Raw genomic sequence first — 24,900 nt, forward strand, 5'->3', positions numbered from 1 at the left:
CGTGCTGCCGTATCGACCCAAGCAGGGGGAGATCCCCACGAGTCCGGGGGTCTATCGCTTCCGTGACGCCGAGGGCCGCATCCTCTACGTCGGCAAGGCGAAGAATCTGCGCGCGCGGCTGTCGAACTACTTCGCTCCGTTGCACACCCTGCACGAGCGCACGCGCCGCATGGTCACGACGGCGAGTTCGGTCGAGTGGACGGTCGTCGGCAGCGATGTCGAGGCGTTGCAGCTGGAGTACATGTGGATCCAGGAGTTCTCGCCGACGTTCAACGTTCGCTACAAGGACGACAAGTCCTACCCGTACATGGCGATCACCCTGGCGGACGAGGCGCCGCGGGTGATCGTCACGCGCAACCGGCGGATCAAAGGTGCGAAGTACTTCGGGCCGTATCCGAAGGTTTGGGCCGTGCACGACGTGATCGATCTCATGATCAAGGTCTTCCCGATCCGCACCTGCTCGGATGCGTCCTACAAGAAGGCAATGGCGACGGGACGCCCCTGCTTCCCCGGGCAGATCGGCCGTTGCGGCGGTCCGTGCTCGATGAAGGTCACGATCGAGGAGCACCGCGCGATTGTCGACGACTTCGTCGCTTTCATGGCCGGCGGCGACCAGCGCTTCGCGCGGGCTCTCACAGCCAGGATGCGGGAGGCCGCTGCAGCGATGGACTACGAGGCCGCAGCCGGGTACCGCGACAAGCTGCAGGCGATCGAGGCCGTGCTGGGTAAGAGCGCCCTCGTGCTCTCCGACGACACGGACGCGGATCTCTTCGGCATCGCGGAGGACGAGTTGGCCGCCGCGGTGCAGCACTTCGTGGTCCGCGGCGGTCGCGTGCGCGGTGTGCGCGCGACCACGATCGAGAAGGAGATCGACATCTCCGGCGCCGAGCTCGTGGACCAGGTCATCCAGCGGACGTACGGGGATGCGGCCGCCGCCGACATCCCGAAGCAGGTGCTCGTGCCGGCACTTCCGGACGACGTCGCGGAGCTCGAGCAGTGGTTGCGGGACAAGCGGGGCAAGAACGTCACGATCCAGGTCGCCCAGCGCGGCGGCAAAGCCGATCTCATGCGCACGGCCACCCTCAACGCCCAGCAGGCGCTCATGCTGCACAAGACCCGGCGCACGAGCGATTACGTCGCCCGGACGCAGGCGCTGACCGACCTCCAGGAGGCGCTCGGGCTCGCGACGGCGCCGCTGCGCATCGAGTGCTTCGACGTCTCGCATCTGGCAGGGACCAACGTGGTCGCCTCGATGGTCGTGTTCGAGGACGGCCTGCCGCGCAAGGACCAGTACCGGTCTTTCTCGGTCGCGGAGACGACGGACGACACGGACTCGCTGTACCAGGTCCTCACCCGTCGCCTTGCCCACCTGGATCGCCCGGAGGACGCGGACGTCGAGATCGCGGCCGCGGCGATCGATGCCGAACAGGCATCCGCCGACGGCGAAGTGGCGACCGTGCGCAAGCGCCCGAGGTTCGCCTACCCGCCGCAGCTGCTGATCGTGGACGGCGGCCAGCCGCAGGTCGCGGCGGCCGCGCGGGCGCTGGAGGAGTCGGGCCACACCGAGATCGCGCTGTGCGGTATCGCCAAGCGGCTGGAGGAGATCTGGCTGCCGGGGGAGGAGTACCCCGTCATCCTGCCCCGCACCTCCGAGGCGCTCTATCTCGTGCAGCGCCTGCGCGACGAGGCGCACCGGTTCGCGATCACACATCAACGCAAACGTCGCCGCCGGGACATCTCCAGCGTGCTGGAGGAGGTTCCCGGTCTCGGCGCCGCTCGGATCCGCGCCCTGCTGCGTCACTTCGGTTCGGTCACGGCGCTGCGCGGTGCGACCGTGGAACAGATCGCCGAACTCCCGGGCATCGGGCCGAAGCTGGCGACGGCCGTGCATGAGCACCTGACGAGTCGATAGTCTGGGCGAGGCGAACAGGGGAGAGGGATGACGGACCCGGACACGACGAACACCGGAGAGGTGCTGATCGTCACCGGCATGTCGGGCGCGGGACGCTCGACCGTCGCCAACGCTCTCGAGGACCTCGACTGGTACGTCGTCGACAACCTCCCGCCCCAGATGCTGCGTCCGCTGCTCGAGCTGTCTGAACTGGCCGGTGGCGCGGTTCCTCGTGTCGCCGTGGTCGTCGACGTCCGCGGTCGGGAGCTGTTCGGGCGTGTGCCGGAGATCGCCGACGCCCTTCGCGCGCATCGGCGGCTGCGCATCGTGTTCCTCGATGCCAGCGACGAGGTGCTGGTCCGGCGGTTCGAGGCCGTACGGCGCCCGCATCCGCTGCAGAGCACGGGGACGATCGTCGACGGGATCCACCGCGAGCGCCAGCGCCTGGCTCCGCTGCGGGAGAGCGCCGACCTCATCATCGACACCTCGTCGTACAACATCCACCAGCTCACCACACGTGCGGCCGAGCTGTTCTCGGCCGAAGGAAGCCCGCTGCACACCGTCTCGGTGATGAGTTTCGGGTTCAAGTACGGACTGCCGGCCGACGCCGACCTGGTGGCCGACATGCGGTTCCTCCCGAATCCCTATTGGACGGACGAGCTGCGCTCGCTCACCGGCGAGGACGAGGCAGTGCGGGACTTCGTCCTCTCGCAACCCGGAGCACGTGAGTTCCTGGACGCGTACACGGCCGCGTTGGCGCCCGTCATCGCCGGGTATCAGCGGGAGAACAAGAGACACTCGATCATCGCGATCGGCTGCACGGGCGGCAAGCACCGGTCCGTCGTCATGGCACGGGAGATCGCTGCACGATTGTCCGAAATGCCGGATGTGGCCGTCGGCGTCACACATCGGGACCTGGGGCGAGAGTAGGCTGGAACGTCGTCCCGTTCCCCATTCCCACAAGGAGTACCGTGCCGTTGACCGCCGATGTGAAGGCCGAACTGATCGCCGGTCGCGATCCGCGCCCGAGTGCCCGAGTGGCCGAGTTGACCGCCATCCTGCGGTTCGCCGGTGGACTTCACGCGATCGCGGGGCGCGTCGCCGTCGAGGCGGAGGTCGATTCCGAGGCCCTTGCGCGACGCGTCGCCCGCGAACTGGTCGACCTCTACGGAGTGCGTCCCGAGCTCGCTCACGTGCAGGGCACCTCGGGACGGCCGGGGACGACGTACGCGGTGCGTGTGATCGACGGCGGCGAGACCCTCGCTCGCCAGACGGGCCTGCTCGACCAGCGTCGCCGTCAGGTGCGGGGGCTGCCGAACCGGCTCACGACGGGCGCTCGTCACGACCTCGCCGCCATCTGGCGCGGAGCGTTCCTCGCCGCCGGGAGCCTCAGCGACCCGGGCCGCTCCGCGGCTCTGGAGATCGCGTGTCCGTCCGGCGAGGCGGCGATGGCCCTGGTCGGTGCCGCTCATCGCATCGGGATCGCCGCCAAGGCGCGCGAGGTACGCGGGCTCCCGCGCGTCGTCGTCCGCGAAGGCGATGCGATCCGCGCGGTGCTGCACGAGATGGGTGCGCGCCGCGCCGCTCAGGAGTGGGAGCAGCTGCGCCAGCGTCGCGAGGTCCGTGCGGGCGTCAACCGCCTCGTGAACTTCGACGACGCCAACCTGCGACGCTCGGCTCAGGCCGCCGTGGCCGCGTGCGCCCGGGTCGAGCGCGCGCTGGAGATCCTCGGCGACACGGTCCCCGAGCACCTCCGCGCCGCCGGCGAGCTCCGTCTCGCGCACCGCGATGCGAGCCTGGACGAACTCGGCCACCACGCCGACCCCCCGCTGACCAAGGACGCCGTCGCCGGCCGCATCCGCCGTCTGCTCGCGATGGCCGACAAGAAGGCGGAGACCGAAGGCCTCCCGGACACGGAGTCCGCCGTGCCTGCCGCCGCCAAGGACTGATCACTCCCGCGCGGAGACGTCATCCAAGGAATCAACCCCTGCCTCGCTCGGTTCTCCCTCAGTAGGATGAAGGCGTCATCCCCGCATCGCCGAGGCGTTCGGCGCTGCGCCCGACAGGAGGAAGAGAACATGGCGAAGTACACGCTGCCCGAGCTCCCTTACGACTATGCCGCGCTCGAGCCGAGCATCAGCGCGACGATCATGGAGCTGCACCACAGCAAGCATCACCAGGCCTACGTCACCGGCGCGAACACCGCGCTGGAGCAGCTGGCGGAGGCCCGCGACAGCGGAAACCTCGCGAACGTGAACAAGCTGGAGAAGGACCTCGCGTTCAACCTCGGCGGTCACACCAACCACTCGATCTTCTGGACGAACCTCTCGCCCAACGGAGGCGACAAGCCGACCGGTGAGCTCGAGGCCGCCATCGACGACCACTTCGGTTCGTTCGACAAGTTCCAGGCCCACTTCACCGCTGCCGCGCTCGGCGTGCAGGGCTCCGGCTGGGCGGGTCTGTTCTGGGATTCGATCGGCGAGAACCTCATCATCCAGCAGTTCTTCGACCAGCAGTCGCAGTTCGCCGCGGGCAGCGTCCCGCTCCTGCTCCTGGACGTCTGGGAGCACGCGTACTACCTCGACTACAAGAACGTCCGCGCCGACTACGTGAAGGCGTTCTGGAACATCGCCGACTGGTCCAACGTCCAGTCCCGCTTTGTTACGGCGCGAGAGAAGACGGCAGGCCTGCTGGTAGGGTCATGATCAGGTGAGGATGCCTCGGAGCCCTCGCCGTGCGGGGGCTCCGGCATCCCCCTCTCCGAGTCGATGCGCACCCATGCACGGCTCACCCCGGGAGGACAACCCGGGATGGAAAAGGCGCTGCGGCGCGACGAGAAAACGGGAGACACCGTGTCTGTCAAGATCGGCATCAACGGCTTCGGCCGCATCGGACGCAACTACCTGCGCGCAGCGCTCGCGCAGGGTGCGGACCTCGACATCGTGGCGGTGAACGACCTCACCGACAACAAGACTCTGGCTCACCTGCTCAAGTACGACTCCATCACGGGGCGTCTGGACGCAGAGGTCACCTACGACGAGGACTCGATCACCGTCGGTGGTCACAAGATCAAGGTGCTCGCCGAGCGCGACCCCGCCAACCTCCCCTGGGGCGAGCTGGGCGTCGACATCGTCATCGAGTCCACCGGTCGCTTCACGAAGGCCGAGGACGCCAAGAAGCACATCGCCGGCGGCGCGAAGAAGGTCCTCATCTCGGCTCCCGCGACCGGTGACGACGTCACCATCGTCATGGGTGTCAACGAGGGTGACTACAACCCCGAGACCGACGTGATCATCTCGAACGCGTCGTGCACCACGAACTGCCTCGCCCCGCTGGCGAAGGTGTTCAACGACAACTTCGGCATCGAGCGCGGTCTCATGACCACGGTCCACGCCTACACGGCCGACCAGAACCTGCAGGACGGCCCCCACAGCGACCTGCGTCGCGCGCGTGCCGCCGCGATCAACATCGTCCCGACCTCGACCGGTGCCGCGAAGGCCATCGGCCTGGTGCTGCCGGAGCTCAAGGGCAAGCTCGATGGCTTCGCGCTGCGCGTGCCCGTGCCCACCGGCTCCATCACCGACCTCACGGTCGAGGCCTCGCGCGAGGTCACGGTCGATGAGATCAAGGCCGCGTACAAGGCCGCGGCCGAAGGTCCCCTCAAGGGCATCCTGAAGTACACCGAGGATGAGATCGTCTCCAGCGACATCGTCACCGACCCGCACTCGTCGATCTTCGACGCCGGCCTGCTGCGCGTCATCGGCAACCAGGTGAAGCTCTCGAGCTGGTACGACAACGAGTGGGGCTACTCCAACCGTCTCGTCGACCTGACCGAGTACGTCGCCGAGCGTCTCTGATCCACACCATGGCACTGCGCACCCTCGACTCGCTGGGGTCGCTCGCAGGCCGCCGCGTCGTCGTCCGTGCTGACCTCAACGTTCCTCTCAAGGACGGGGTCATCACGGACGACGGTCGCGTGCGGGCTACGCTGCCGACCCTCAACGCCCTGATCAATCAGGGCGCCCGCGTCGTCGTCTGCTCCCACCTGGGGCGTCCCGACGGCGAGCCCAATCCGAAGTACAGCCTCGAACCGGTCGCGCAGCGACTGTCCGAACTGCTCGGCAAGCCCGTCGCCTTCGCGCGCGACACCGTCGGCGTCTCGGCGCAGGAAGCTGTGTCCTCGCTGGCTGACGGCGACGTCGCCATCATCGAGAACCTCCGCTTCAACCCCGGCGAGACCTCGAAGGATGCGGCCGAGCGCCGCGCCTTCGCGCAGGAGCTGGCCGGGCTCGGCGACGCTCTCGTCTCCGACGGGTTCGGTGTCGTGCACCGCAAGCAGGCCAGCGTCTACGAGCTGGCTGAACTCCTGCCCTCGGCAGCGGGTCTGCTCATCGAGAAGGAGGTCGACGTGCTCGACCGTCTGACCGAGAACCCCGAGCGGCCGTACGCGGTCGTGCTCGGCGGATCGAAGGTCAGCGACAAGCTCGGCGTCATCGAGCACCTCCTGCCGCGTGTGGACACGCTGCTCGTCGGCGGCGGCATGATGTTCACCTTCCTCGCAGCTCTCGGCCACAAGGTGGGTGCGAGCCTTCTCGAGAAGGACCAGATCGACACGGTCAAGGGATACCTGTCCGCTGCCGAGGAGCGCGGAGTGAAGATCGTGCTTCCGGTGGACGCCGTCGTGGCCGCATCCTTCTCGGCGGACGCGGAGCACGTCGTCGCCGCGGTCGACGCCCTGGAGGACACTCCGTTCGGTGCATCGGGGCTGGGCCTCGACATCGGCCCGGAGACGGCGACGACGTTCGCCGCAGCGATCGCCGCGAGCAAGACCGTGTTCTGGAACGGCCCCATGGGCGTGTTCGAGATGGCGGCGTTCGCGGACGGCACCCGCGCGGTCGCGAAGGCGCTGACCGAGGTCGACGGCCTGTCGGTCGTCGGCGGAGGAGACTCCGCCGCCGCCGTGCGTCAGCTCGGCTTCCGCGACGATCAGTTCGGCCACATCTCCACCGGCGGTGGCGCCAGCCTCGAGTTCCTCGAGGGCAAGAAGCTTCCCGGACTGGAGGTCCTCGGATGGCAGTGACACGTACTCCGCTCATCGCGGGCAACTGGAAGATGAACCTGGACCACCTGCAGGCGGTCGCGCTCGTTCAGAAGCTCTACTGGACGCTGAAGGACGCGAAGCACGACCAGGACAGCGTCGAGGTCGCGGTCTTCCCGCCGTTCACGGATCTGCGCACGGTGCAGACGCTGATCGACGCCGACAAGATCCCGTTCGCCCTCGGTGCGCAGGACCTGTCGACGCACGACTCCGGCGCCTACACGGGTGAGATCTCCGGCGCGTTCCTGGCCAAGCTCGATGCGAAGTACGTGATCATCGGTCATTCCGAGCGTCGTGAGTATCACAACGAGACGGACGAGGTCGTCGCCGCCAAGGTGACGGCTGCTCTCCGTCACGGCCTCAGCCCGGTCATCTGCGTCGGCGAGACGGCAGAGGACCTGGAGAAGTTCGGTGCGAGCGCCGTGCCGGTCGGCCAGCTGCGGGTCGCCCTCGAGGGCGTCTCGACTGATGCCGACGTGGTCGTCGCCTACGAGCCCGTCTGGGCCATCGGGTCCGGCCAGGCGGCCACGCCCGAGCAGGCGCAGGACGTGTGCGCGACCCTTCGCGGCGTCGTGACCGAGGTCCTGGGCGAGGAGGCCGCGGGGCGCACCCGCGTTCTGTACGGCGGTTCCGTGAAGTCCGGCAACATCGCGACGTTCATGCGTCAGCCCGATGTGGACGGCGCCCTCGTAGGCGGCGCCAGCCTGGTCGCCGAGGAGTTCGCGGCGATCATCCGCTACCAGAAGCACGTCGGCGTCTGATCCGGGCCGTGAGGCGGGGCGCGGCCCCGTCTCACGGTCCTGGTCGGCCCGATGGCTATACTTGTACCTTGTGCGATCTCGAGATCGCCAAGAAGGGTGACGAACACAGTGCAGATTCTCGAGTTCGTGCTCCAGGTGCTCCTCGGCATCACGAGCCTGCTGCTGACGCTGCTTATCCTGCTCCACAAGGGGCGCGGCGGTGGACTGTCCGACATGTTCGGAGGCGGCATGAGTTCGTCCCTGGGCTCCTCTGGCCTGGCCGAGCGCAACCTGAACCGCTTCACGATCGTTCTCGCGCTCGTCTGGTTCATCTCGATCGTGGCCCTCGGCCTGGTCACCAAGTTCACCGGGCTGGTCTGATCATGGCCACCGGGGGAAACGCGATCCGGGGCACCCGTGTCGGTGCCGGACCGATGGGTGAACAGGACCACGGCTACCACGCCGACCGCGTGGCGGTGTCCTACTGGGACGCCCTCGGAAACGAGACGGTGCGGTACTTCGCCGCCGGCATCGCCGAGGAGGAGATCCCGGAGACGATCGACTCGCCGCATTCAGGTCTTCCGGCCGGCCGCGACCAGGCGAATCCGCCCGCGCTGGCCAAGCCGGAGCCGTACAAGACGCACCTCGCCTATGTGAAGGAGCGCCGCACGGACGACGAGGCCGAACAGCTCCTCGATGAGGCGTTGCACAAGCTGCGTGAGCGCCGCGGTCAGGACTGATCCGCAAGAGTTCATATGAGAGGAGCCCCGGTCGATGACCGGGGCTCCTCTCATATGAACTCAGTAGTCGCTGTCGATCAGTTCGACGGGCACCTTCGCCGCGGCCGCCTCGTCGACGAAGAAGACGGTGCGCTTGCGCCCCTTCGCACCCGCTGCAGGAACGCTCTGATAGCTGGCGCCTGCGAGAGCGAGTCCGAGGACGGATGCCTTGTCGGGACCGACGAGAACCAGCCACACGCGCTTGGCGGAGTTGATCACGGGTCGCGTGACCGTGATCCGCTCCGGAGGAGGCTTCGGCGCGTCGCGGACAGCCAGCACCGCGCGATCGGTCACCTGGATCTCGCCACGATCCGGGAACAGCGAAGCGATGTGCGCGTCCGGTCCGACCCCGAGGAAGCAGACGTCGAACGACGGCCACGCGCCGACGCTCGGATCCGCGAAGCGGGCGAGCTCGGCCTCGTAGGCCGCCGCCGCGTCCTCGATACCCAGTCCGTCGTCACTCGCGGCCATGGTGTGCACATTCTCGGCCGGCACCGGGATGCGATCGAGCAGAGCAGTGAACGCCTCGGCGTCGTTGCGATCCTCTGATCCTCGCGGCACGAAACGCTCGTCGCTCCACCAGAAATGGACGAGCGACCAGTCGACCTCATGGCATCGCGGGTTCTCGGCGACCGCCGCCAGAACGCGGCCGCCCATCGATCCGCCGGTCAACGAGATGTGGGCCGGCTTCCCCTCTACGACGCGCTTCGCGATCCGGCTGAGGAGGCGACGGGCCACAGCGCGGGCGATCCGATCGGGGTCCGAGCGGACGACGACCTGCTTCTCGGGGGCCTCGGGCATCATGCTCCTCGTGTCAGTGCTCGATGAGGGCGCTGCCCTCGGTGACGACGCGGCCGTACAGCAGGTCGGCGTCCAGCCGTCGCAGCTCCTCGGCCAGGCATTCGCGCAGGGACCGCCGCGGGAAAGCAAGCTCATGGCTCGGCTGTCCGGGCTGCGTCAATACCGCCGTCAGGGCGTCGGGGCGCTCCAAGACGATGTCTCCGCTGGCACGCGTGAGCCGCACGGACTTGATCCCGCTCGCCCACTCGTCGCCGTCCAGATAACGCCAGGTCACGTCGACCTTCAGCTGGAGACGGAGCCATGCCGCCAGCAGGGGAGTCGAGGGGGAGTCGCCGCCTCCCAGGACCTCCACGGCGGTGATCGGCTCGTAGGGCGGCTGATCCAGCACCGCCGCGAGCTGCTCGCGCCAGCGCGTGAGGCGCGTCCAGGCGAGATCGGTGTCACCGGGCGCGTAGTGGCCGCCCAGATTGAGCACCCATTCGTGGGGATCGCTCTGCATCGCGGCATCCGTGATCCGCCGCTGGGCGATCTTGCCGATGTCGGAACGCGACGGTACCTCCGGAGTGTCCGCGGGCCACCAGGCCACGACGGGAGCGTCGGGAAGGAGCAGGCCGGTCACGAGGCTCTCGGCGTTCGAACCCGCGGGCCCGTGGGCGTGCAGCAGGATCACCTCGCTCGCACCCGCGTCGCCGCCGACGCGGATCTCCGCATCCAGGCGCGGTTCGGCCTTCGGGTTGTCGAGCATGAGCACGATGACTCGCATGGGGTGCTCACGGGAGGCATCGTTCGCCGCTTCGATCGCCTCTTCCTCGATGCCGCGGCGCGTCGCGATGATGAGCGTCAGGACGCGGCCGAGCGCAACCGCTCCGCCTTCCTCCCGGACGTTGACCAGGGCGCGGGAGATCTTGCTGACGGTGGTGTCGGGCAGATCGATGATCACGGGCGCCTCCAGGTGCGACCATCGCGGGCGAGGAGCTCGTCCGCGGACTGCGGGCCCCACGAACCGGGGGAGTACTGTTCGAGCGGGCCGGATTGTTCCGACCAGAACTTCTCGATCGGGTCGAGGATCTTCCAGCTGAGTTCCACCTCTTCATGGCGTGGGAACAGCGGTGGATCGCCCAGGAGCACGTCGAGGATGAGACGCTCGTAGGCTTCGGGACTGGCTTCGGTGAAGGCGTGGCCGTAGCCGAAGTCCATCGTCACGTCGCGCACCTGCATGTCGGCGCCCGGCACTTTCGACCCGAACCGGATCGTGACTCCCTCATCCGGCTGGACACGGATCACGAGCGCGTTCTGGCCGAGACCGTCGGTCTGGCTGCGGCCGAACAGATGCTCGGGCGCACGTTTGAAGACCACGGCGATCTCGGTCACCCGACGTCCGAGTCGCTTCCCGGCGCGCAGGTAGAACGGGACCCCCGCCCATCGGCGCGTGTTGATGTCGAGCTTGATGGCGGCATAGGTCTCGGTCGTCGAATCGGCGGCCATGCCGTCCTCCTCGAGGAAGCCGAGCACCTTCTCGCCGCCCTGCCAACCGCCGGCGTACTGTCCGCGAGCGGTCGCCGTGGACAGATCGTCGGGCAGGGTCACCGCCGCGAGCACCTTCTCCTTCTCGGCGCGCAGCTGTGCCGCGTCGAAGGTGATGGGCTCTTCCATGGCGGTGAGAGCCAGGAGCTGGAGCAGGTGGTTCTGAATGACGTCGCGCGCGGCGCCGATTCCGTCGTAGTAGCCGGCTCGCCCGCCCACGCCGATGTCCTCAGCCATGGTGATCTGAACGTGGTCGACGTAGTTGCGGTTCCAGATGGGCTCGTAGAGCTCGTTGGCGAAGCGCAGCGCCAGGATGTTCTGGACCGTCTCCTTGCCGAGGTAGTGGTCGATGCGGAAGATCGAGTCCGCAGGGAACGCGGAGCGCACCACGTCGTTCAACTCGCGAGCCGACTCGAGGTCGTGCCCGAAGGGCTTCTCGATCACCACTCGGCGCCAGCGGTCCGCGCCGTCCGCGGTGTCGTCCACGAGGCCAGAGGCCTTGAGTTGCTCGGCGACGATCGGGAAGTCCCGCGGTGGGATCGACAGGTAGTACGCGTGGTTTCCCATCGTGCCGCGTTCGACGTCGAGCTTCTCGACGGTCTCGCGAAGGCGACGGAACGCATCGAGATCGTCGAACTGCCCTTGAACGAAACGGATACCCTGCAGCAGCTGCTCCCAGGTCTCGTCGCGGAACTCGGTGCGCGCGTACTGCTTCACCGCGTCACGGACGACCTCCGCGAAATCCTCGTCCTCCCAGTCCCGTCGTGCGAACCCGACGAGCCCGAACCCGGGCGGCAGGAGGCCGCGGTTGGCCAGGTCGTACACCGCCGGCATGAGCTTCTTGCGCGACAGGTCGCCTGTCACTCCGAAGATCACGAGGGCGCTGGGGCCAGCGATCCGACTCAGGCGTCGGTCATCCGGGTCGCGGAGCGGGTTGTGCCCCCGCGAGATCTCGGCAGTCATCGAGGGTGTTCTCCTACTGGGCGGCGTCGAACAGCGCGAGCACATCGGCCTGCGCATCGACGAGGGTGAGCGTGACGACCGGGCGCGCGTGCTCGTCGGCCAGCACGGAGGCATCGCCGGCGGCCTGCGCGGCGATCAGTTCGCCGAAGGTGAAGGGGCGGCCGGGAATGGCCAGGTCGGTGTGCGGGTTCTGCAGGATCTGCAGGAACACGCCGTTCGCCGGACCACCCTTGTGGTACTGACCTGTCGAGTGCAGGAATCGTGGACCCCACCCGAACGTCGTGGGGCGGCCGGAGTCTGCGGCGACGAGCTCGCGCAGCCCTTCGAGCGGCGCGAGGTCTCTGCGGTCCACGTATGCCTGCAGCGACACATATCCGTTCTCAGGAATACGGGCCCAGAGTGCGTCGAGGACTCCACTCAAGGTGCCGCTCGCCGACAGCGACGGGTCGGACACCCGGACCTCGATACCGTCCTCCACGAAGACGGCGGGAGTGGGCTCGGGCCGTTCGTCCAAGAGGGCTCGAGCGGCGGCCTTCGCGGCCTCCACATCAGGCTGGTCGAACGGATTGATCTGCAGCATCCGTCCGGCGATCGCCGTCGCATACTCCCACACGACGAACTGCGCGCCGAGCGACCCGGCGACGAGGATCTCGCCGCGGTGGTGCTCGAACAGGTGATCGTGGCGCACGTTGTCGACGAGGCGGAGAAGTTGCAGGTCGGCGGGGGCGTCCTCGACCTCGGGCGAGACGGGGAGCAGGACGACGGGCAGGATCCCGGTGCCGTTCTTCCCGGTTGACTCCGCGACGAGCTGCTCGATCCATCCGGGAAGACCCACGATGTGCGTGCCGTCGGTGATGATGCCGAGCTTGTCCTTGCGCGCGGCACCGCCGCCGGCGATCGCTGCCGCCAGGACGAGCGCAGGATTGCGGGGATCGTCGATGGCGACCTCGAGAAGCGTCGCCTCCGCCTCGTCGAGGAGCTCGTCGATGTCCACACCCGCCAGGCCTGCGGGCACGAGCCCGAACGCGGTCAGCGCGGAGTAGCGTCCGCCGACCGTGGGGTCTGCGGTGAACAGTCGGTAGCCGTCGGCATCCGCGGATTCGGCGAGCGGCGAACCGGGATCGGTGACGACGACGATGCGGCTCGTCGGGTCGATTCCGGCGGCACGATACGCCGCCTCGAACGCACGCTTCGCGGAGTCCGTCTCGATCGTGGAGCCGGACTTCGACGAGACGACGAGAGCCGTCTGTGCGAGACCGCCCGCCTCTGCGTCTCCGCCGATGGCGGCCGCGACCTCGCCGGGAGCGGTGGAGTCCAGAACGACGAGGGGGACACCCGCCGTGGCGGCGATCACCTCCGGAGCGAGGGACGAGCCCCCCATCCCGGCCAGCACGATGCGCGTGACACCGTCGGCGCGCAGGACGTCGCGAAGCGTGACGATCTCGTCGACCAGCGGTCGCGAAACGGTCACGGCCTGGACCCAGCCGAGTCGCTCCGCGGCATCGGCGGCGGCGCCCGGACCCCAGAGGTCCGGGTCGCCGGCCGTGATGCCGGATGCGATGAGAGAGTCGGCGAGAGCGGGAAGCTCCGCCTCGACCACGTCGCGGACATCGCCGCTGACGTGGATGTCGAAGCTCATCGCGCAGCCTTGAGCGCCGTCTCCACCGTCTCCTGCAGCTCGTGCCAGGACACGATGAACTTCTCGACGCCCTCGTCCTCGAGCGTCTGGGTGACGTCGGCGAAGTCGACGCCCACCGCGGCGAGCCGATCGAAGAACGTGTGGGCGGCACCGATGTTGCCCGTGATGGTGTCACCCTCGATGACGCCGTGGTCGAACGTGGCCTCGAGCGTCTTCTCCGGCATGGTGTTCACCGTGCCCGCCGCGACGAGCTCGGTCACGTACAGCGTGTCGGGCAGTGCCGGGTCCTTGACTCCCGTCGAAGCCCACAGCGGACGCTGCAGATTCGCGCCGGCCTCGAGCAGGGCCTGCGCGCGCGGGGAGCCGAACTCACGCTCGAACAGCTCGTACGCGAGGCGCGCGTTGGCCAGACCTGCCTGGGACAGCAGCGCGGTCGCCTCGTCCGTTCCGATGGCCTTCAGCCGCTTGTCCACCTCGGTGTCCACGCGGGAGACGAAGAACGACGCCACCGACTGCAGGCCGGAGATGTCGATGCCGGCGTCGCGCGCCTTCTCGAGACCTGACAGGTAGGCATCGATGACGGCGGCGTAGCGCTCCAGGCTGAAGATGAGGGTGACGTTGACCGAGATGCCTGCCCCGATGACCTCGGTGATCGCCGGCAGCCCCGCCTTGGTCGCGGGGATCTTGATCAGTGCGTTGGGACGGTCGACCTTCGCCCACAGTTCCTTGGCCTGCGCCACCGTCGCGGCGGTGTCGTGCGCGAGGTCGGGGGAGACCTCGATCGACACGCGCCCGTCGACGCCGTTCGTGGCGTCGTACACGGGGCGGAAGATGTCCGACGCCGCCTGCACGTCGTCGGTCGTGATCTCGAAGATCGCCGTGTCGACGTCCGCACCGGCGGCCGCGAGGGTGGCGACCTGCTCGGCGTACGCTTCGCCCTTCGAGAGGGCGCCGGCGAAGATCGTCGGGTTGGTGGTCACGCCGGAGACCGTGCGGTCGGAGATCAGCGCGGAGAGGTTGCCCGTCGTGATGCGCTCACGTGAGAGGTCATCGAGCCAGATGCTGACGCCCGCCGCGGCGAGCTGTTCGGTAGGGGTGCTCATTTTCTTGCTTCTCCTCGTGCTTACTCGGCTGCCGCGGCGATGGACTCGCGGGCGGCGGTGACGACGGCTTCGGTGGTGATCCCGAACTTCTGGAACAGCGTCTTGTAGTCGGCGGAGGCACCGAAGTGCTCGATGCCCACCGAGCGACCGGCGTCACCGACGATGCCCTGCCAGGTGAGTGCGGAGCCGGCCTCGACCGACACGCGGGCCTTGACCGACGACGGCAGGACGGATTCGCGGTACTCGGCGTCCTGCTCGGCGAACCACTCGAGAGACGGGACCGACACGACGCGCGCCGAGACGCCCTCCTGGGCGAGAGCCGCGCGCGCCTCGACGGCCAGCTGCACTTCCGAACCGGTGGCGATCAGCAGCACGTCGGGGGTCCCGCCGGGAGCCTCTGCCAGAACGTAGGCGCCCTTGACGGCGTTGTCCGCCGAGGCGAAGACATCGCCGGATGCGGCGCCGTCACCGCGCTCGAACACCGGGATGTTCTGGCGGGTGAGCGCGATACCCGAGGGACCGGCCGTGCGGCGCAGCATCTCGAGCCAGACCACGGCGGTCTCATTGGCGTCGGCGGGCCGGACCATCGAGAAGTTCGGGATCGCGCGCAGCGTCGCGAGCTGCTCGATCGGCTGGTGGGTGGGGCCGTCCTCGCCGAGGGCGACCGAGTCATGCGTCCAGACGAAGACCGTGGGGATGTTCATCAGCGCTGCCAGCCGCACCGGCGGGCGCATGTAGTCGCTGAAGATCAGGAACGTGCCGCCGAACGGACGCGTCGGTCCGTGCAGGACGATGCCATTGAGGATCGCGCCCATCGCGTGCTCGCGAATGCCGAAGTGCAGGACCCGCCCGTAGGGCGAACCGGTCCACTCGTGCGTCGACCACTCCTGCGGGATGAACGAACGCGCATCCTTGATGGTGGTCAGGTTCGATTCGGCCAGGTCGGCCGAACCGCCCCAGAGCTCGGGCAGCTGTGCGGCGAGGGCGTTGATGACCTGGCCGCTGGCGGCGCGGGTGGAGACGTCCTTGCCCGCCTCGAAGACCGGGAGGGCGTCGGCGATGTCGGCGGGGAGCTCCCGCGCCTCGAGGCGGTCGAGAAGCGCCTTGCGCTCGGGGTTCGCAGCGGCCCAGGCGTCGAACGACCGCTGCCACTCGGCCTTGGCCTGTTCTGCGCGCTTCACGAGCTCGCGCGTGTGTGCGATGACATCGTCGGCCACGACGAAGCTCTTCTCGGGGTCGAATCCGAGCACCTTCTTGGTGGCAGCCAGCTCGTCGGCGCCGAGTGCTGCGCCGTGGATCTTCCCGCTGTTCTGCTTACCGGGCGAGGGCCAGCCGATGATCGTCTTGAGGATGATGAGCGACGGCTTGTCGGTCTCGCCCTTCGCGCGCTCGATGGCCGCGTAGAGCTCGGCGACGTCCTCGACGTACTGGCCCGTCTTCTTCCAGTCCACGGTCTGGACCTGCCAGCCGTAAGCCTCGTAGCGCGCGGCGACGTCCTCGGTGAAAGCGACGTTCGTGTCGTCTTCGATGGAGATCTGGTTGGAGTCGTAGATCACGACGAGGTTGCCGAGCTGCTGGTGTCCGGCGAGCGAGGACGCCTCGCTCGTCACACCTTCCTGCAGGTCGCCGTCGCCGGCGATGACGTAGACGAAGTGGTCGAAGGGCGAGGTGCCCGCGGGAGCCTCGGGGTCGAACAGGCCTCGCTCGTAGCGGGCGGCGTAGGCGAAGCCGACGGAGGACGCGAGTCCCTGGCCCAGAGGACCGGTGGTGATCTCGACGCCCTTGGTGTGGCCGTACTCCGGGTGACCCGGAGTCAGCGAGCCCCAGGTGCGCAGCGACTCGAGGTCGTTGAGCTCGAGGCCGAATCCACCGAGGTACAGCTGCACATACTGCGTGAGGGAGGAGTGCCCCACAGAGAGGATGAAGCGGTCGCGGCCGATCCAGTGCGGGTCGGCGGGATCGTGGCGCAGCACCCGCTGGTAGAGCAGGTAGGCGGCGGGGGCGAGGCTCATGGCGGTGCCGGGATGACCGTTGCCCACCTTCTCCACTGCATCCGCTGCGAGGATGCGGGCCGTGTCCACGGCGCGTGCATCAATCTCATCCCAACGCAAATCGGCCACGGGACCGCCTTTCACAAAGAGGAGTGCGCCACAGAGGGCCGATGAGTCCGGCCCGGGAGGGCCACGACCACGGCAGGCGCGCGTGTGGTTTCAGCATAGACTGGTCTGGAGCTTGACGAGGGGCGACAACGCAGCAGATGGACATCATGACGACGAGCCAGGGCGAGCCCGCATCCGCCGTCCGTCCTTCGATGGGTCGGACGGTTCGTGCGTACATCACCCTGACGAAGCCGCGCGTGCTCGAGCTCCTGCTCGTCACCACCGTTCCGGTGATGATCCTCGCGCAGAACGGGCTGCCGAATCTCTGGCTGGTGCTGGCGACGGTCATCGGCGGCTCCCTGAGCGCCGGTTCCGCGGCGGCGTTCAACATGTACCTCGATCGGGACATCGACGCGCACATGCAGCGCACGGTCAACCGGCCCCTCGTGACCGGCGAGGTCTCGCCGCGCGGTGCGCTGGTCTTCGCCTGGACGCTGGCGGTCGTGTCGACCGTCTGGCTGCTTCTGACGACGAACTGGCTCGCCGCGGCCCTGTCGGCAGGTGCGATCTTCTTCTACGTGGTCATCTACACGATCCTGCTCAAGCGTCGCACCGAGCAGAACATCGTGTGGGGCGGCATCGCGGGCTGCTTCCCGGTCGTCATCGGATGGTCGGCGGTGACGGGTTCCCTGTCGTGGACCCCGCTGATCCTCTTCGTCCTGATCTTCCTGTGGACGCCGCCGCACTACTGGCCCCTGTCCATGAAGTACAAGGACCAGTACGAGAACGTCGAGGTGCCGATGCTCGGTGCCACTCGATCCGGCTCCCAGGTGGGGCTGCAGGTGATCCTCTACGCGTGGGCGACCGTGGCCTGTTCGCTGCTGCTGATCCCGGTCGCCTCCATGGGCATGGTCTACTCGGTGTCGGCGATCGTGTTCGGCGGCTGGTTCCTCTACGAGTCGCACCGTCTCTATGCGCGCGCGGTGCGCGGCACCGAGCCGCGCCCGATGCGGGTCTTCCACGCGTCGATCACCTATCTGACGCTGCTCTTCGTCGCCATCGCGATCGATCCGCTGCTGCCGTTCTGATCGCCTCGCGCCACGCGAAGACCCCTCGGCCCATAAGACGGGGCCGAGGGGTCTTCGCTTTTCGTGCGCGTCGCCGGATCAGCGGGTGATCGGCTGGTCGGCGGATGCCGCGACGTCGTTCTGCGATGCGGCAGCCGTGTCGGCGGCAGCCGTGTCGGCGGGAGCCGCGGGGGTCTCGGACGCGGCGTCGGTCTCGACGGGCTCTGCCTCGTCCTGCCACGTGATGGTCTCGACGACGTCGACCTTCGGGGCGACGAGGCTGCGTGCTGCGCCGAGCGCAAGGGCCGCGACGAGGCCGACGAGGCCCGCGCCGGCGATGACGGCGCCGAACAGGGCCCACGCCTGACCGGCGTACACCTCGACGCCGGTCGCACTGCCGTCGGTGAGGGTGGAGGTCATGACCGAGATCTTGTCGATCGTGAGCCAGGCACCGAAGCCGACGGCGGCGGCGGAGCCTGCGATGAGCCCCCAGAACGGGATGCTGCGGGACAGGCGGGGACGGGTCGTCATGTGGATCACTCCTCGAACGCGCGGCAACGGTTGCCGCGACCTGGCCACCCTCTCGGGTCAATCCAGGTGCGCCCGATGACGCGTCTATGCGTCTGCTGAGGAATCCACCTGCCCGATCGTCCTCTTCAGGTGGAGGACGACGACGGTGTAGGCGGCCGCGGAGAGCGAGGCGAGGACCATGTGGATCCCGACGAGCAGCTCGGGCAGCCCCTCTCTCGCCTGCCACACTCCGACGGTCACCTGCACGGCGATGGCGACCACGAGCACGATCAGCCAGCGACGCGGGGGGAGGCGCAGGACCCAGGCGCTGATCGTGAGCACGAGCACGAGGGCTGCCAGCACGTATCCGGGCCAGGCGTGGATGTGGGCGAGGATCGTCGCGTCGAATCCCTCGCGGATCACGTTGGCATCGCCCGAGTGCGGTCCCGAGCCCGTGGTGAGCACGCCGAAGAGGATCGTCACGGCCAGGACGAGTCCCGTCGCGTGCGCGCCGATCTGGAACCACAGGGGGACGACGCGCTCGCGCGGACCCTCGGTCGCATCGAGTCGCACCAGGTACGCCGCAGCGACGCACACCAGCAGCAGCGAGCACGTGTAGTGGAACCCCACGAGGAAGGGGTTCAGATCCGTCAGGACCGCGAACCCGCCGACGACGGCCTGCGCCATGACTCCCGCCAGGACGATCCACGCGAGTGCCGAGAGGTCTCGACGTCGAGGGAGCCGGCGGCCGGCATCGATCGCCGCGGCGATGACGGCCGCCAGGAGCGCGCCCGAGGCGAAACCGAAAGCCGGCAGACTCAGGGCGGCGGCCACTGCGTACACGGGGATCGCGAGGAGGATGCCGCCGCCGGCGAACACGAGTGCGCGCATCACGGCGGGCCGGCCCGCGATCGCGTGCAGCGTCAGCAGGACGACGGCCACCGCGACGATCCCCACGACGCCGGTCATGGTCCGGTTGCCGAACTCGATGACGCCATGGATGCCCTGCTCGGGCAACGGAACGAGCGACTCAGGAGTACACAGCGGCCACTCCGAGCATCCCAGACCCGACCCCGTCAGTCGTACCGCGCCACCGGTCCCGATGATGATGACCTCGGTCAGGAACGAGAGCCACGCGAGAACGCGCAGCGGTCGTCCCACCACGAGCCCGGAGCCCCCCCGGACACGGTCGGATGCGGTCAGAGCGGTGCGAGCGGGCATGTGTCCTCCGGCCCGTTCCGGACCCGGGACGCGGCCCGGAAGTCAGGGGGAACCTGTAGAATCGTGGATGTTGCGATGCCGCGCTTCGCGCAGGGTGCATCGACAACAGTTTAGGCGCCGCGAGAGCGCCCATGATGAGGGCCCGAGAGCGGCGTTCGTCCCCGCAGACTCGACGGGGCGGCGGATGCCGGGGCGGATGACACCGTTGCGGTCCAATAAGGAGAGTGTGATGTCGGATGTGCTGATCGACCGCCCGGAGCTCGAAGGTCTGGGGGTGTACGAGTTCGGATGGCACGACCCCGACGCAGCGGGTGCGAGCGCGAAGCGCGGCCTCACCGAAGCCGTGGTGCGTGACATCTCGGCGCTCAAGGCCGAGCCCGAATGGATGCTGAAGACCCGTCTGAAGGGGTTCCAGCTCTTCGGTCGCAAGCCGATGCCCACCTGGGGTGCGGACCTCAGCGACATCGACTTCGAGAACATCAAGTACTTCGTGCGGTCCACCGAGAAGCAGGCGCAGTCCTGGGAGGATCTCCCCGAGGACATCCGCAACACCTACGAGAAGCTGGGCATCCCCGAGGCGGAGCGCTCGCGCCTGGTGGCCGGTGTCGCGGCGCAGTACGAGTCCGAGGTCGTCTACCACCAGATCCAGGAGGATCTGGAGGCGCAGGGCGTCATCTTCATGGACACCGACACGGCGTTGAAGGAGCACCCGGAGTTCTTCGAGGAGTACTTCGGCACCGTCATCCCCGCCGGTGACAACAAGTTCGCCGCCCTCAACACGGCTGTGTGGTCGGGCGGATCGTTCGTCTACGTGCCCAAGGGTGTGCACGTGGAGATCCCGCTGCAGGCCTACTTCCGCATCAACACGGAGAACATGGGCCAGTTCGAGCGGACGTTGATCATCGCCGATGAGGGGTCATACGTCCACTACATCGAGGGCTGCACGGCCCCCATCTACAAGAGCGACTCGTTGCATTCGGCCGTCGTCGAGATCATCGTGAAGAAGAACGCCCGCGTGCGTTACACGACGATCCAGAACTGGTCGAACAACGTCTACAACCTGGTGACCAAGCGCGCTGTCGCACATGAGGGCGCCACCATGGAATGGGTCGACGGCAACATCGGGTCGAAGGTCACGATGAAGTACCCCTCGATCTACCTGATGGGCGAGCACGCCAAGGGTGAGACCCTGTCGGTCGCCTTCGCCGGGCCCGGCCAGCACCAGGATGCCGGCGCCAAGATGATCCACATGGCGCCCTACACGCAGTCGTCGATCGTTTCGAAGTCGATCGCGCGCGGCGGCGGGCGGGCCGGATACCGGGGCGAGGTCCGCGTCGATGCGAACGCCCACCACTCCGCCAACACGGTGCGTTGCGACGCGCTCCTGGTCGACACGATCTCGCGCTCGGACACGTATCCCGCGATCGACATCCGGGTCGACGACGTCCAGCTCGGGCACGAGGCGACGGTCTCCAAGGTCAGCGAGGAGCAGCTCTTCTACCTGATGAGCCGGGGGCTCGCGGAAGACGAGGCGATGGCGATGATCGTGCGCGGGTTCATCGAGCCCATCGCGCGCGAGCTGCCGATGGAGTACGCACTGGAGTTGAACAAGCTCATCGAGATGGGCATGGAAGGCAGCGTCGGATGAGCCCCCAGGCCGAAGCCCCCGTGGTCGAGACCGCGAAGGGGCACATCGACCCTGCCGCAGCGTTCGTGCCGGTGCAGACCCGCTCGGAGCGCCCGCGCGCGAACGAGGTGTCCTTCTTCGAGGCTCCGACCGGCCGCGAGGTCAACTGGAAGCACACACCGATCGACCGCATCCGGGCTCTGCTCGAGGATGTCGCGGGTGACGCCGGCGCGGTGGCGGTGTCCGTGACCGGGCCGCTTGCTGCGGCGGGTCTGTCGGCCGGCCGGGCGCCGCGCGGCGAGGTCTTCACCGCGGAGGACCTGAGCGCGGCGATCGCCTGGGAGCGTTCCGCAGAGGCGCTGTATCTCAGCATCCCGGCAGGCGCGGAGCTGAGTGAGCCCGTCGTCGTGGACCTCCGCGGCGCCGGAGGCCGCGCACACACGCATCTGGTCATCGAGGCGCAGCCGAACGCGCGGGCAACGGTGCTCCTGCGCCATGCGGGCGTCGCCCAGCTCGCCGAGAACGTGGAGATCATCGTCCGCGACGGTGCGGCCCTCACACTCGTCACGCTTCAGGAATGGGACGACGAGGCGGTGCACGTGGCCGCGCATCAGGCGCGCGTCGATCGTGACGCGAGCCTGCGTCATGTCGTGGTCTCGTTCGGTGGCGGCGTGGTGCGCGTGAACCCGAACGTGGAGCTCGCCGGCACCGGCGCGCGCGGCGAGCTGTACGGCCTCTCCTTCGCGGACGCCGGCCAGCACCTCGAGAGCCAGGTGTACCTGCACCACAAGGGTGCGCAGACCGTCGGCGACGTGCTCTACAAGGGCGCGCTGCAGGGCGACACAGCCCACTCCGTCTGGATCGGCGATGTGCTGATCGGACCGGATGCGGTTGGCACCGACTCCTACGAGGCCAACCGCAACCTGGTGCTCACCGACGGTGCCCGCGCGGACTCCATCCCGAACCTCGAGATCGAGACGGGCGACATCCGCGGAGCGGGGCACGCGAGCGCCACCGGTCGTTTCGACGACGAACAGCTGTTCTACCTGCAGGCTCGCGGCATCGACCCGGAGCAGGCACGACGCCTGGTCGTGCTCGGCTTCCTCATGGAGATCGTGCAGAAGATCGGCATCGCAGAGCTCGAGGACCGTCTCGTCGGTGCGATCGAGGCCGAACTCGCGGGGGAGAAGCGGTGAGCGCGACGCGCGTGTGCGCTCTGAGCGAGCTGCAGCAGGACGAAGCCCGCCGCGTCGAGATCGATGGCGTGCCCATGGCCGTGGTCCTCGACGGCAACGGCGAGGTTCACGCCATCGGCGACACGTGTACGCACGGTGACATCTCGCTCTCGGACGGATTCGTCGAGGGGGACACCCTGGAGTGCTGGGCGCACGGATCCGCGTTCTCGCTGCGTACCGGTAAGCCCCTGAACCTGCCGGCCTACGAGCCGGTGCCCGTATACGAAGTCACGATCGAGGGAGACGATGTCCTGATCGATCCCGCCGTGACCAAGAACGTCGACTGACGAAGGAACTGACATGTCTGTGCTCGAGATCCGCGACCTCCACGTGACGGTCGAGACCGATGAGGGGACCACCCCCATCCTGAACGGCGTCACGCTGACGATCCGCACCGGTGAGACCCACGCCATCATGGGCCCCAACGGGTCGGGCAAGTCGACGCTCGCCTACACGATCGCGGGACACCCGAAGTACACCGTGACCGGCGGCTCGATCACCCTCGACGGCGAGGACGTCCTCGAGATGACCGTCGACGAGCGTGCACGCGCGGGGCTGTTCCTCGCGATGCAGTACCCCGTCGAGGTCCCGGGGATCACCGTGACCAACTTCCTGCGCACGGCCAAGACGGCGATCGACGGCGAGGCTCCGGCCATCCGCACGTGGACCAAGGACGTCAAGGCGGCCATGAGCAATCTGCGGATGGACGCGAAGTTCGCCCAGCGCAACGTCAACGAGGGGTTCTCGGGCGGCGAGAAGAAGCGTCACGAGATCCTGCAGCTCGAGCTGCTCAAGCCGAAGGTCGCCATCCTGGATGAGACCGACTCGGGCCTCGACGTCGACGCGCTGAAGATCGTGTCCGAGGGCGTGAACCGCGCCAAGGCCGAGACCGACCTCGGTGTCCTGCTCATCACGCACTACACGCGCATCCTCAACTACATCCGCCCCGACTTCGTGCACGTGCTCGTCAACGGCCGGGTCGCCGAAGAGGGCGGTCCCGAGCTCGCTGAGCGTCTCGAGAACGAGGGATACGACCGGTTCCTCGAGCCGGGTGTGCAGGCCGGCGCGTAGGATTCGACTATGACCGCGACGATCACCCCGGAGAAGTACGACGAGGTCACCGAGGCTCTCAAGGACGTCATGGACCCCGAACTGGGTGTCAACGTCGTCGACCTGGGTCTCATCTACGACCTCGCGTGGGACGACGAGAACGACGCTCTCGTGATCCACATGACGCTGACCTCCGCGGGGTGTCCGCTGACGGACGTGCTCGAGGAGCAGACGGCACAGGCGTTGGATTCCGTCGTCGAGCGATTCCGCATCAACTGGGTCTGGATGCCGCCGTGGGGCCCGGAGCGGATCACGGACGACGGTCGCGACATGATGCGGGCCCTCGGCTTCGCCATCTGACTGCGCTCGATAGGCTCGTTCGGTGCCGATCGAACCCCTTCGTGCCCTGTCCCTCGCCGAGTTGCGTCAGCGCCGGAGTGCGAAGTGGCGGTCCTACCCGGACGATGTGATTCCGCTGTTCGTCGCTGAGACGGACTACCCGTTGGCGCCCGCGATCAGCGCCGCGCTCCACGAGGCCGTCTCGCGCGGGGACACCGGCTACACGCCGGCTGATCCGGGCGTCGCTGCCGCGTACAGCGCTTTCGCCGCGCGGCGTCTGGGATGGTGTCCGGATCCAGACCGGATGCGGATCACGGGAGACGTCATCATGGGCGTCGTCGAGATCCTGCGCCGGGTCATCGTGCCCGGCGATCGTGTCGTGATCACGCCTCCCGTGTACCCACCGTTCTTCGAAGCGGTGCCGGAAGCGGGCGGTGTGGCCCAGTCGGTGCCGCTGCGCGACACCGGAGACGGCTGGGAGCTGGATCTGGAGGGGATAGAAGACGCGTTCCGGGAGGGCGCGCGAGCCGTTCTGCTGTGCAATCCGCACAACCCCACCGGAACGATCCATTCTGCGGGCGCGCTGCGTACGCTGGCGGAGCTCGCCGTGCGCTACCGAGCCGTCGTGGTCAGCGACGAGATCCATGCGCCCCTGCCACGGGCCGGCAACATCGTCACCCCGTTCCTCTCCGTCTCGGATGCCGCCGCGCGATGCGGGTACGCCGTCGTCTCCGCGAGCAAGGCGTTCAATCTGGCGGGTCTGAAGTGCGCGATCATGGTGGCCGCGGACGACCGGACGCACGCGATCCTGCGCTCGCTTCCGGACGAGGTGTCGTGGCGTACGGGGCTCTTCGGTGCCCTCGCGACAGTGGCCGCGCTCTCACCCGAATCCGATCCCTGGCTGGATGCGCAAGCGGTCGCCATCGATGCGAACGCAGATCTCCTGCGCACGTTGCTCTTGACGCATCTGCCCTATGCGGGCTTCCGGCCACCGGAGGCCGGGTACCTCGGGTGGGTGGATCTCTCCGCCTGCGGCTGGGGAGACGCGCCGGCCCGGCGGATCCTTCGCGAGGCGCGCGTGGCCGTCCATTCCGGTCCCGCGTTCGGCGCCGGTGGAGCGGGGCATATCCGTCTGACGCTCGGCTGCGCGCCGGAGGTGCTCACCGAGGCGATCGAACGGATCGCTGTTCTCGTCTGAGCCCGCTTGGGCATTC

General features: G+C 68.1%; 24 protein-coding genes. 16 read left to right on the forward strand and 8 right to left on the reverse strand.

The features are described 5' to 3' along the window. The first annotated feature begins 1 nt into the window (after position 1). From uvrC to QE374_RS01170, 9 genes are all read left to right on the forward strand, one after another. Entirely contained in the window at positions 2-1,912 is a 1,911-nt protein-coding gene (gene uvrC, locus QE374_RS01130) for an excinuclease ABC subunit UvrC (RefSeq protein ID WP_309731459.1), read from the forward strand. Between the two features lie 27 nt (positions 1,913-1,939). Continuing rightward, a complete protein-coding gene (gene rapZ, locus QE374_RS01135; RefSeq protein ID WP_309731461.1) occupies positions 1,940-2,821 on the forward strand; it encodes an RNase adapter RapZ in 882 nt (293 codons plus the stop codon). Between the two features lie 41 nt (positions 2,822-2,862). Beyond that, on the forward strand, positions 2,863-3,840 hold the full coding sequence (whiA, locus tag QE374_RS01140; RefSeq protein WP_234075379.1) for a DNA-binding protein WhiA: 978 nt from the start codon (positions 2,863-2,865) through the stop codon (positions 3,838-3,840). Positions 3,841-3,969: 129 nt separating this feature from the next. Then, a complete protein-coding gene (locus QE374_RS01145) occupies positions 3,970-4,596 on the forward strand; it encodes a superoxide dismutase (protein WP_137417062.1) in 627 nt (208 codons plus the stop codon). A gap of 147 nt (positions 4,597-4,743) precedes the next feature. Continuing rightward, the gene (gene gap / locus QE374_RS01150; RefSeq protein ID WP_137417061.1) at positions 4,744-5,748 is read left to right on the forward strand and encodes a type I glyceraldehyde-3-phosphate dehydrogenase; all 1,005 of its coding nucleotides are present in this window, start codon (positions 4,744-4,746) and stop codon (positions 5,746-5,748) included. An 8-nt stretch (positions 5,749-5,756) separates the two neighbouring features. Continuing rightward, positions 5,757-6,971: a phosphoglycerate kinase gene (locus QE374_RS01155; protein WP_309731465.1), complete on the forward strand. Its 1,215-nt coding sequence runs from the start codon at positions 5,757-5,759 to the stop codon at positions 6,969-6,971. Next, entirely contained in the window at positions 6,962-7,750 is a 789-nt protein-coding gene (tpiA, locus tag QE374_RS01160; protein ID WP_309731467.1) for a triose-phosphate isomerase, read from the forward strand. Before QE374_RS01155 ends, tpiA begins: the two co-directional genes overlap by 10 nt. 108 nt (positions 7,751-7,858) lie before the next feature. Continuing rightward, on the forward strand, positions 7,859-8,110 hold the full coding sequence (gene secG, locus QE374_RS01165; protein WP_137419120.1) for a preprotein translocase subunit SecG: 252 nt from the start codon (positions 7,859-7,861) through the stop codon (positions 8,108-8,110). Positions 8,111-8,112: 2 nt separating this feature from the next. Continuing rightward, positions 8,113-8,469 carry an RNA polymerase-binding protein RbpA gene (locus QE374_RS01170; protein ID WP_243227789.1) on the forward strand — a complete coding sequence of 119 codons (357 nt, stop codon included), beginning with the start codon at positions 8,113-8,115 and terminating at the stop codon, positions 8,467-8,469. Between the two features lie 60 nt (positions 8,470-8,529). Here QE374_RS01170 and pgl read toward each other — a convergent pair whose 3' ends face one another. From pgl to tkt, 6 genes are read right to left on the reverse strand one after another with little or no spacing between them, the layout of a single operon-like run. Next, positions 8,530-9,312, reverse strand: coding sequence for a 6-phosphogluconolactonase (gene pgl, locus QE374_RS01175; protein WP_396653306.1), 783 nt, complete (start codon positions 9,310-9,312; stop codon positions 8,530-8,532). Between the two features lie 10 nt (positions 9,313-9,322). Continuing rightward, positions 9,323-10,249 carry a glucose-6-phosphate dehydrogenase assembly protein OpcA gene (locus QE374_RS01180; RefSeq protein WP_307325345.1) on the reverse strand — a complete coding sequence of 309 codons (927 nt, stop codon included), beginning with the start codon at positions 10,247-10,249 and terminating at the stop codon, positions 9,323-9,325. Beyond that, complete coding sequence (gene zwf, locus QE374_RS01185) at positions 10,246-11,796, reverse strand: glucose-6-phosphate dehydrogenase (protein ID WP_309731473.1); 1,551 nt, start codon at positions 11,794-11,796, stop codon at positions 10,246-10,248. Before zwf ends, QE374_RS01180 begins: the two co-directional genes overlap by 4 nt. A 13-nt stretch (positions 11,797-11,809) precedes the next feature. Further along, entirely contained in the window at positions 11,810-13,435 is a 1,626-nt protein-coding gene (locus tag QE374_RS01190) for a glucose-6-phosphate isomerase (RefSeq protein WP_309731475.1), read from the reverse strand. After that, positions 13,432-14,538 (reverse strand): transaldolase, encoded by a 1,107-nt coding sequence (gene tal, locus QE374_RS01195; RefSeq protein WP_309731477.1) that lies wholly within the window; start codon positions 14,536-14,538, stop codon positions 13,432-13,434. The genes QE374_RS01190 and tal overlap by 4 nt, the downstream gene beginning before the upstream one ends. A gap of 20 nt (positions 14,539-14,558) precedes the next feature. After that, positions 14,559-16,658 carry a transketolase gene (gene tkt / locus QE374_RS01200; protein ID WP_309731479.1) on the reverse strand — a complete coding sequence of 700 codons (2,100 nt, stop codon included), beginning with the start codon at positions 16,656-16,658 and terminating at the stop codon, positions 14,559-14,561. Positions 16,659-16,804: 146 nt separating this feature from the next. On the opposite strand from tkt, the gene QE374_RS01205 reads away from it, so the two are divergent. Then, positions 16,805-17,725: a heme o synthase gene (locus QE374_RS01205; protein ID WP_309731481.1), complete on the forward strand. Its 921-nt coding sequence runs from the start codon at positions 16,805-16,807 to the stop codon at positions 17,723-17,725. Between the two features lie 78 nt (positions 17,726-17,803). Here the strand turns inward: QE374_RS01205 and QE374_RS01210 are convergent, their stop codons facing one another. Further along, positions 17,804-18,235, reverse strand: a complete 432-nt coding sequence (locus QE374_RS01210) for a dinucleotide-utilizing enzyme (RefSeq protein ID WP_309731483.1) — start codon at positions 18,233-18,235, stop codon at positions 17,804-17,806. An 84-nt stretch (positions 18,236-18,319) separates the two neighbouring features. After that, positions 18,320-19,435 (reverse strand): COX15/CtaA family protein, encoded by a 1,116-nt coding sequence (locus QE374_RS01215; RefSeq protein ID WP_309731484.1) that lies wholly within the window; start codon positions 19,433-19,435, stop codon positions 18,320-18,322. Between the two features lie 229 nt (positions 19,436-19,664). Between QE374_RS01215 and sufB the strand changes: the two genes are divergently transcribed. From sufB to QE374_RS01245, 6 genes are read left to right on the forward strand one after another with little or no spacing between them, the layout of a single operon-like run. Next, positions 19,665-21,083 carry a Fe-S cluster assembly protein SufB gene (sufB, locus tag QE374_RS01220; protein WP_137417048.1) on the forward strand — a complete coding sequence of 473 codons (1,419 nt, stop codon included), beginning with the start codon at positions 19,665-19,667 and terminating at the stop codon, positions 21,081-21,083. Continuing rightward, positions 21,080-22,258 carry a Fe-S cluster assembly protein SufD gene (gene sufD, locus QE374_RS01225; protein WP_309731486.1) on the forward strand — a complete coding sequence of 393 codons (1,179 nt, stop codon included), beginning with the start codon at positions 21,080-21,082 and terminating at the stop codon, positions 22,256-22,258. The genes sufB and sufD overlap by 4 nt, the downstream gene beginning before the upstream one ends. Next, positions 22,255-22,584 carry a non-heme iron oxygenase ferredoxin subunit gene (locus QE374_RS01230; RefSeq protein ID WP_137417046.1) on the forward strand — a complete coding sequence of 110 codons (330 nt, stop codon included), beginning with the start codon at positions 22,255-22,257 and terminating at the stop codon, positions 22,582-22,584. The genes sufD and QE374_RS01230 overlap by 4 nt, the downstream gene beginning before the upstream one ends. A gap of 13 nt (positions 22,585-22,597) precedes the next feature. After that, on the forward strand, positions 22,598-23,368 hold the full coding sequence (gene sufC / locus QE374_RS01235; RefSeq protein WP_309731488.1) for a Fe-S cluster assembly ATPase SufC: 771 nt from the start codon (positions 22,598-22,600) through the stop codon (positions 23,366-23,368). Between the two features lie 9 nt (positions 23,369-23,377). Next, positions 23,378-23,707: a metal-sulfur cluster assembly factor gene (locus QE374_RS01240; protein WP_137417044.1), complete on the forward strand. Its 330-nt coding sequence runs from the start codon at positions 23,378-23,380 to the stop codon at positions 23,705-23,707. Between the two features lie 22 nt (positions 23,708-23,729). After that, the gene (locus tag QE374_RS01245) at positions 23,730-24,884 is read left to right on the forward strand and encodes an aminotransferase class I/II-fold pyridoxal phosphate-dependent enzyme (protein ID WP_309731490.1); all 1,155 of its coding nucleotides are present in this window, start codon (positions 23,730-23,732) and stop codon (positions 24,882-24,884) included. Positions 24,885-24,900 lie beyond the last annotated feature (16 nt).

It is taken from the genome of Microbacterium sp. SORGH_AS_0428 (genome assembly GCF_031453615.1).
Classification (GTDB): domain Bacteria; phylum Actinomycetota; class Actinomycetes; order Actinomycetales; family Microbacteriaceae; genus Microbacterium.

Coding starts and splice junctions, on each gene's coding strand:
- QE374_RS01145 (WP_137417062.1), top strand. CDS start 3,970: ATGGCGAAGTACACGCTGCCCGAGCTCCCTTACGACTATGCCGCGCTC.
- QE374_RS01215 (WP_309731484.1), bottom strand. CDS start 19,435: ATGCCCGCTCGCACCGCTCTGACCGCATCCGACCGTGTCCGGGGGGGC.
- pgl (WP_396653306.1), bottom strand. CDS start 9,312: ATGATGCCCGAGGCCCCCGAGAAGCAGGTCGTCGTCCGCTCGGACCCC.
- tpiA (WP_309731467.1), top strand. CDS start 6,962: ATGGCAGTGACACGTACTCCGCTCATCGCGGGCAACTGGAAGATGAAC.
- rapZ (WP_309731461.1), top strand. CDS start 1,940: ATGACGGACCCGGACACGACGAACACCGGAGAGGTGCTGATCGTCACC.
- QE374_RS01210 (WP_309731483.1), bottom strand. CDS start 18,235: ATGACGACCCGTCCCCGCCTGTCCCGCAGCATCCCGTTCTGGGGGCTC.
- QE374_RS01190 (WP_309731475.1), bottom strand. CDS start 13,435: ATGAGCTTCGACATCCACGTCAGCGGCGATGTCCGCGACGTGGTCGAG.
- sufD (WP_309731486.1), top strand. CDS start 21,080: ATGAGCCCCCAGGCCGAAGCCCCCGTGGTCGAGACCGCGAAGGGGCAC.
- zwf (WP_309731473.1), bottom strand. CDS start 11,796: ATGACTGCCGAGATCTCGCGGGGGCACAACCCGCTCCGCGACCCGGAT.
- sufB (WP_137417048.1), top strand. CDS start 19,665: ATGTCGGATGTGCTGATCGACCGCCCGGAGCTCGAAGGTCTGGGGGTG.
- QE374_RS01155 (WP_309731465.1), top strand. CDS start 5,757: ATGGCACTGCGCACCCTCGACTCGCTGGGGTCGCTCGCAGGCCGCCGC.
- QE374_RS01240 (WP_137417044.1), top strand. CDS start 23,378: ATGACCGCGACGATCACCCCGGAGAAGTACGACGAGGTCACCGAGGCT.
- QE374_RS01205 (WP_309731481.1), top strand. CDS start 16,805: ATGACGACGAGCCAGGGCGAGCCCGCATCCGCCGTCCGTCCTTCGATG.
- QE374_RS01170 (WP_243227789.1), top strand. CDS start 8,113: ATGGCCACCGGGGGAAACGCGATCCGGGGCACCCGTGTCGGTGCCGGA.
- sufC (WP_309731488.1), top strand. CDS start 22,598: ATGTCTGTGCTCGAGATCCGCGACCTCCACGTGACGGTCGAGACCGAT.
- tal (WP_309731477.1), bottom strand. CDS start 14,538: ATGAGCACCCCTACCGAACAGCTCGCCGCGGCGGGCGTCAGCATCTGG.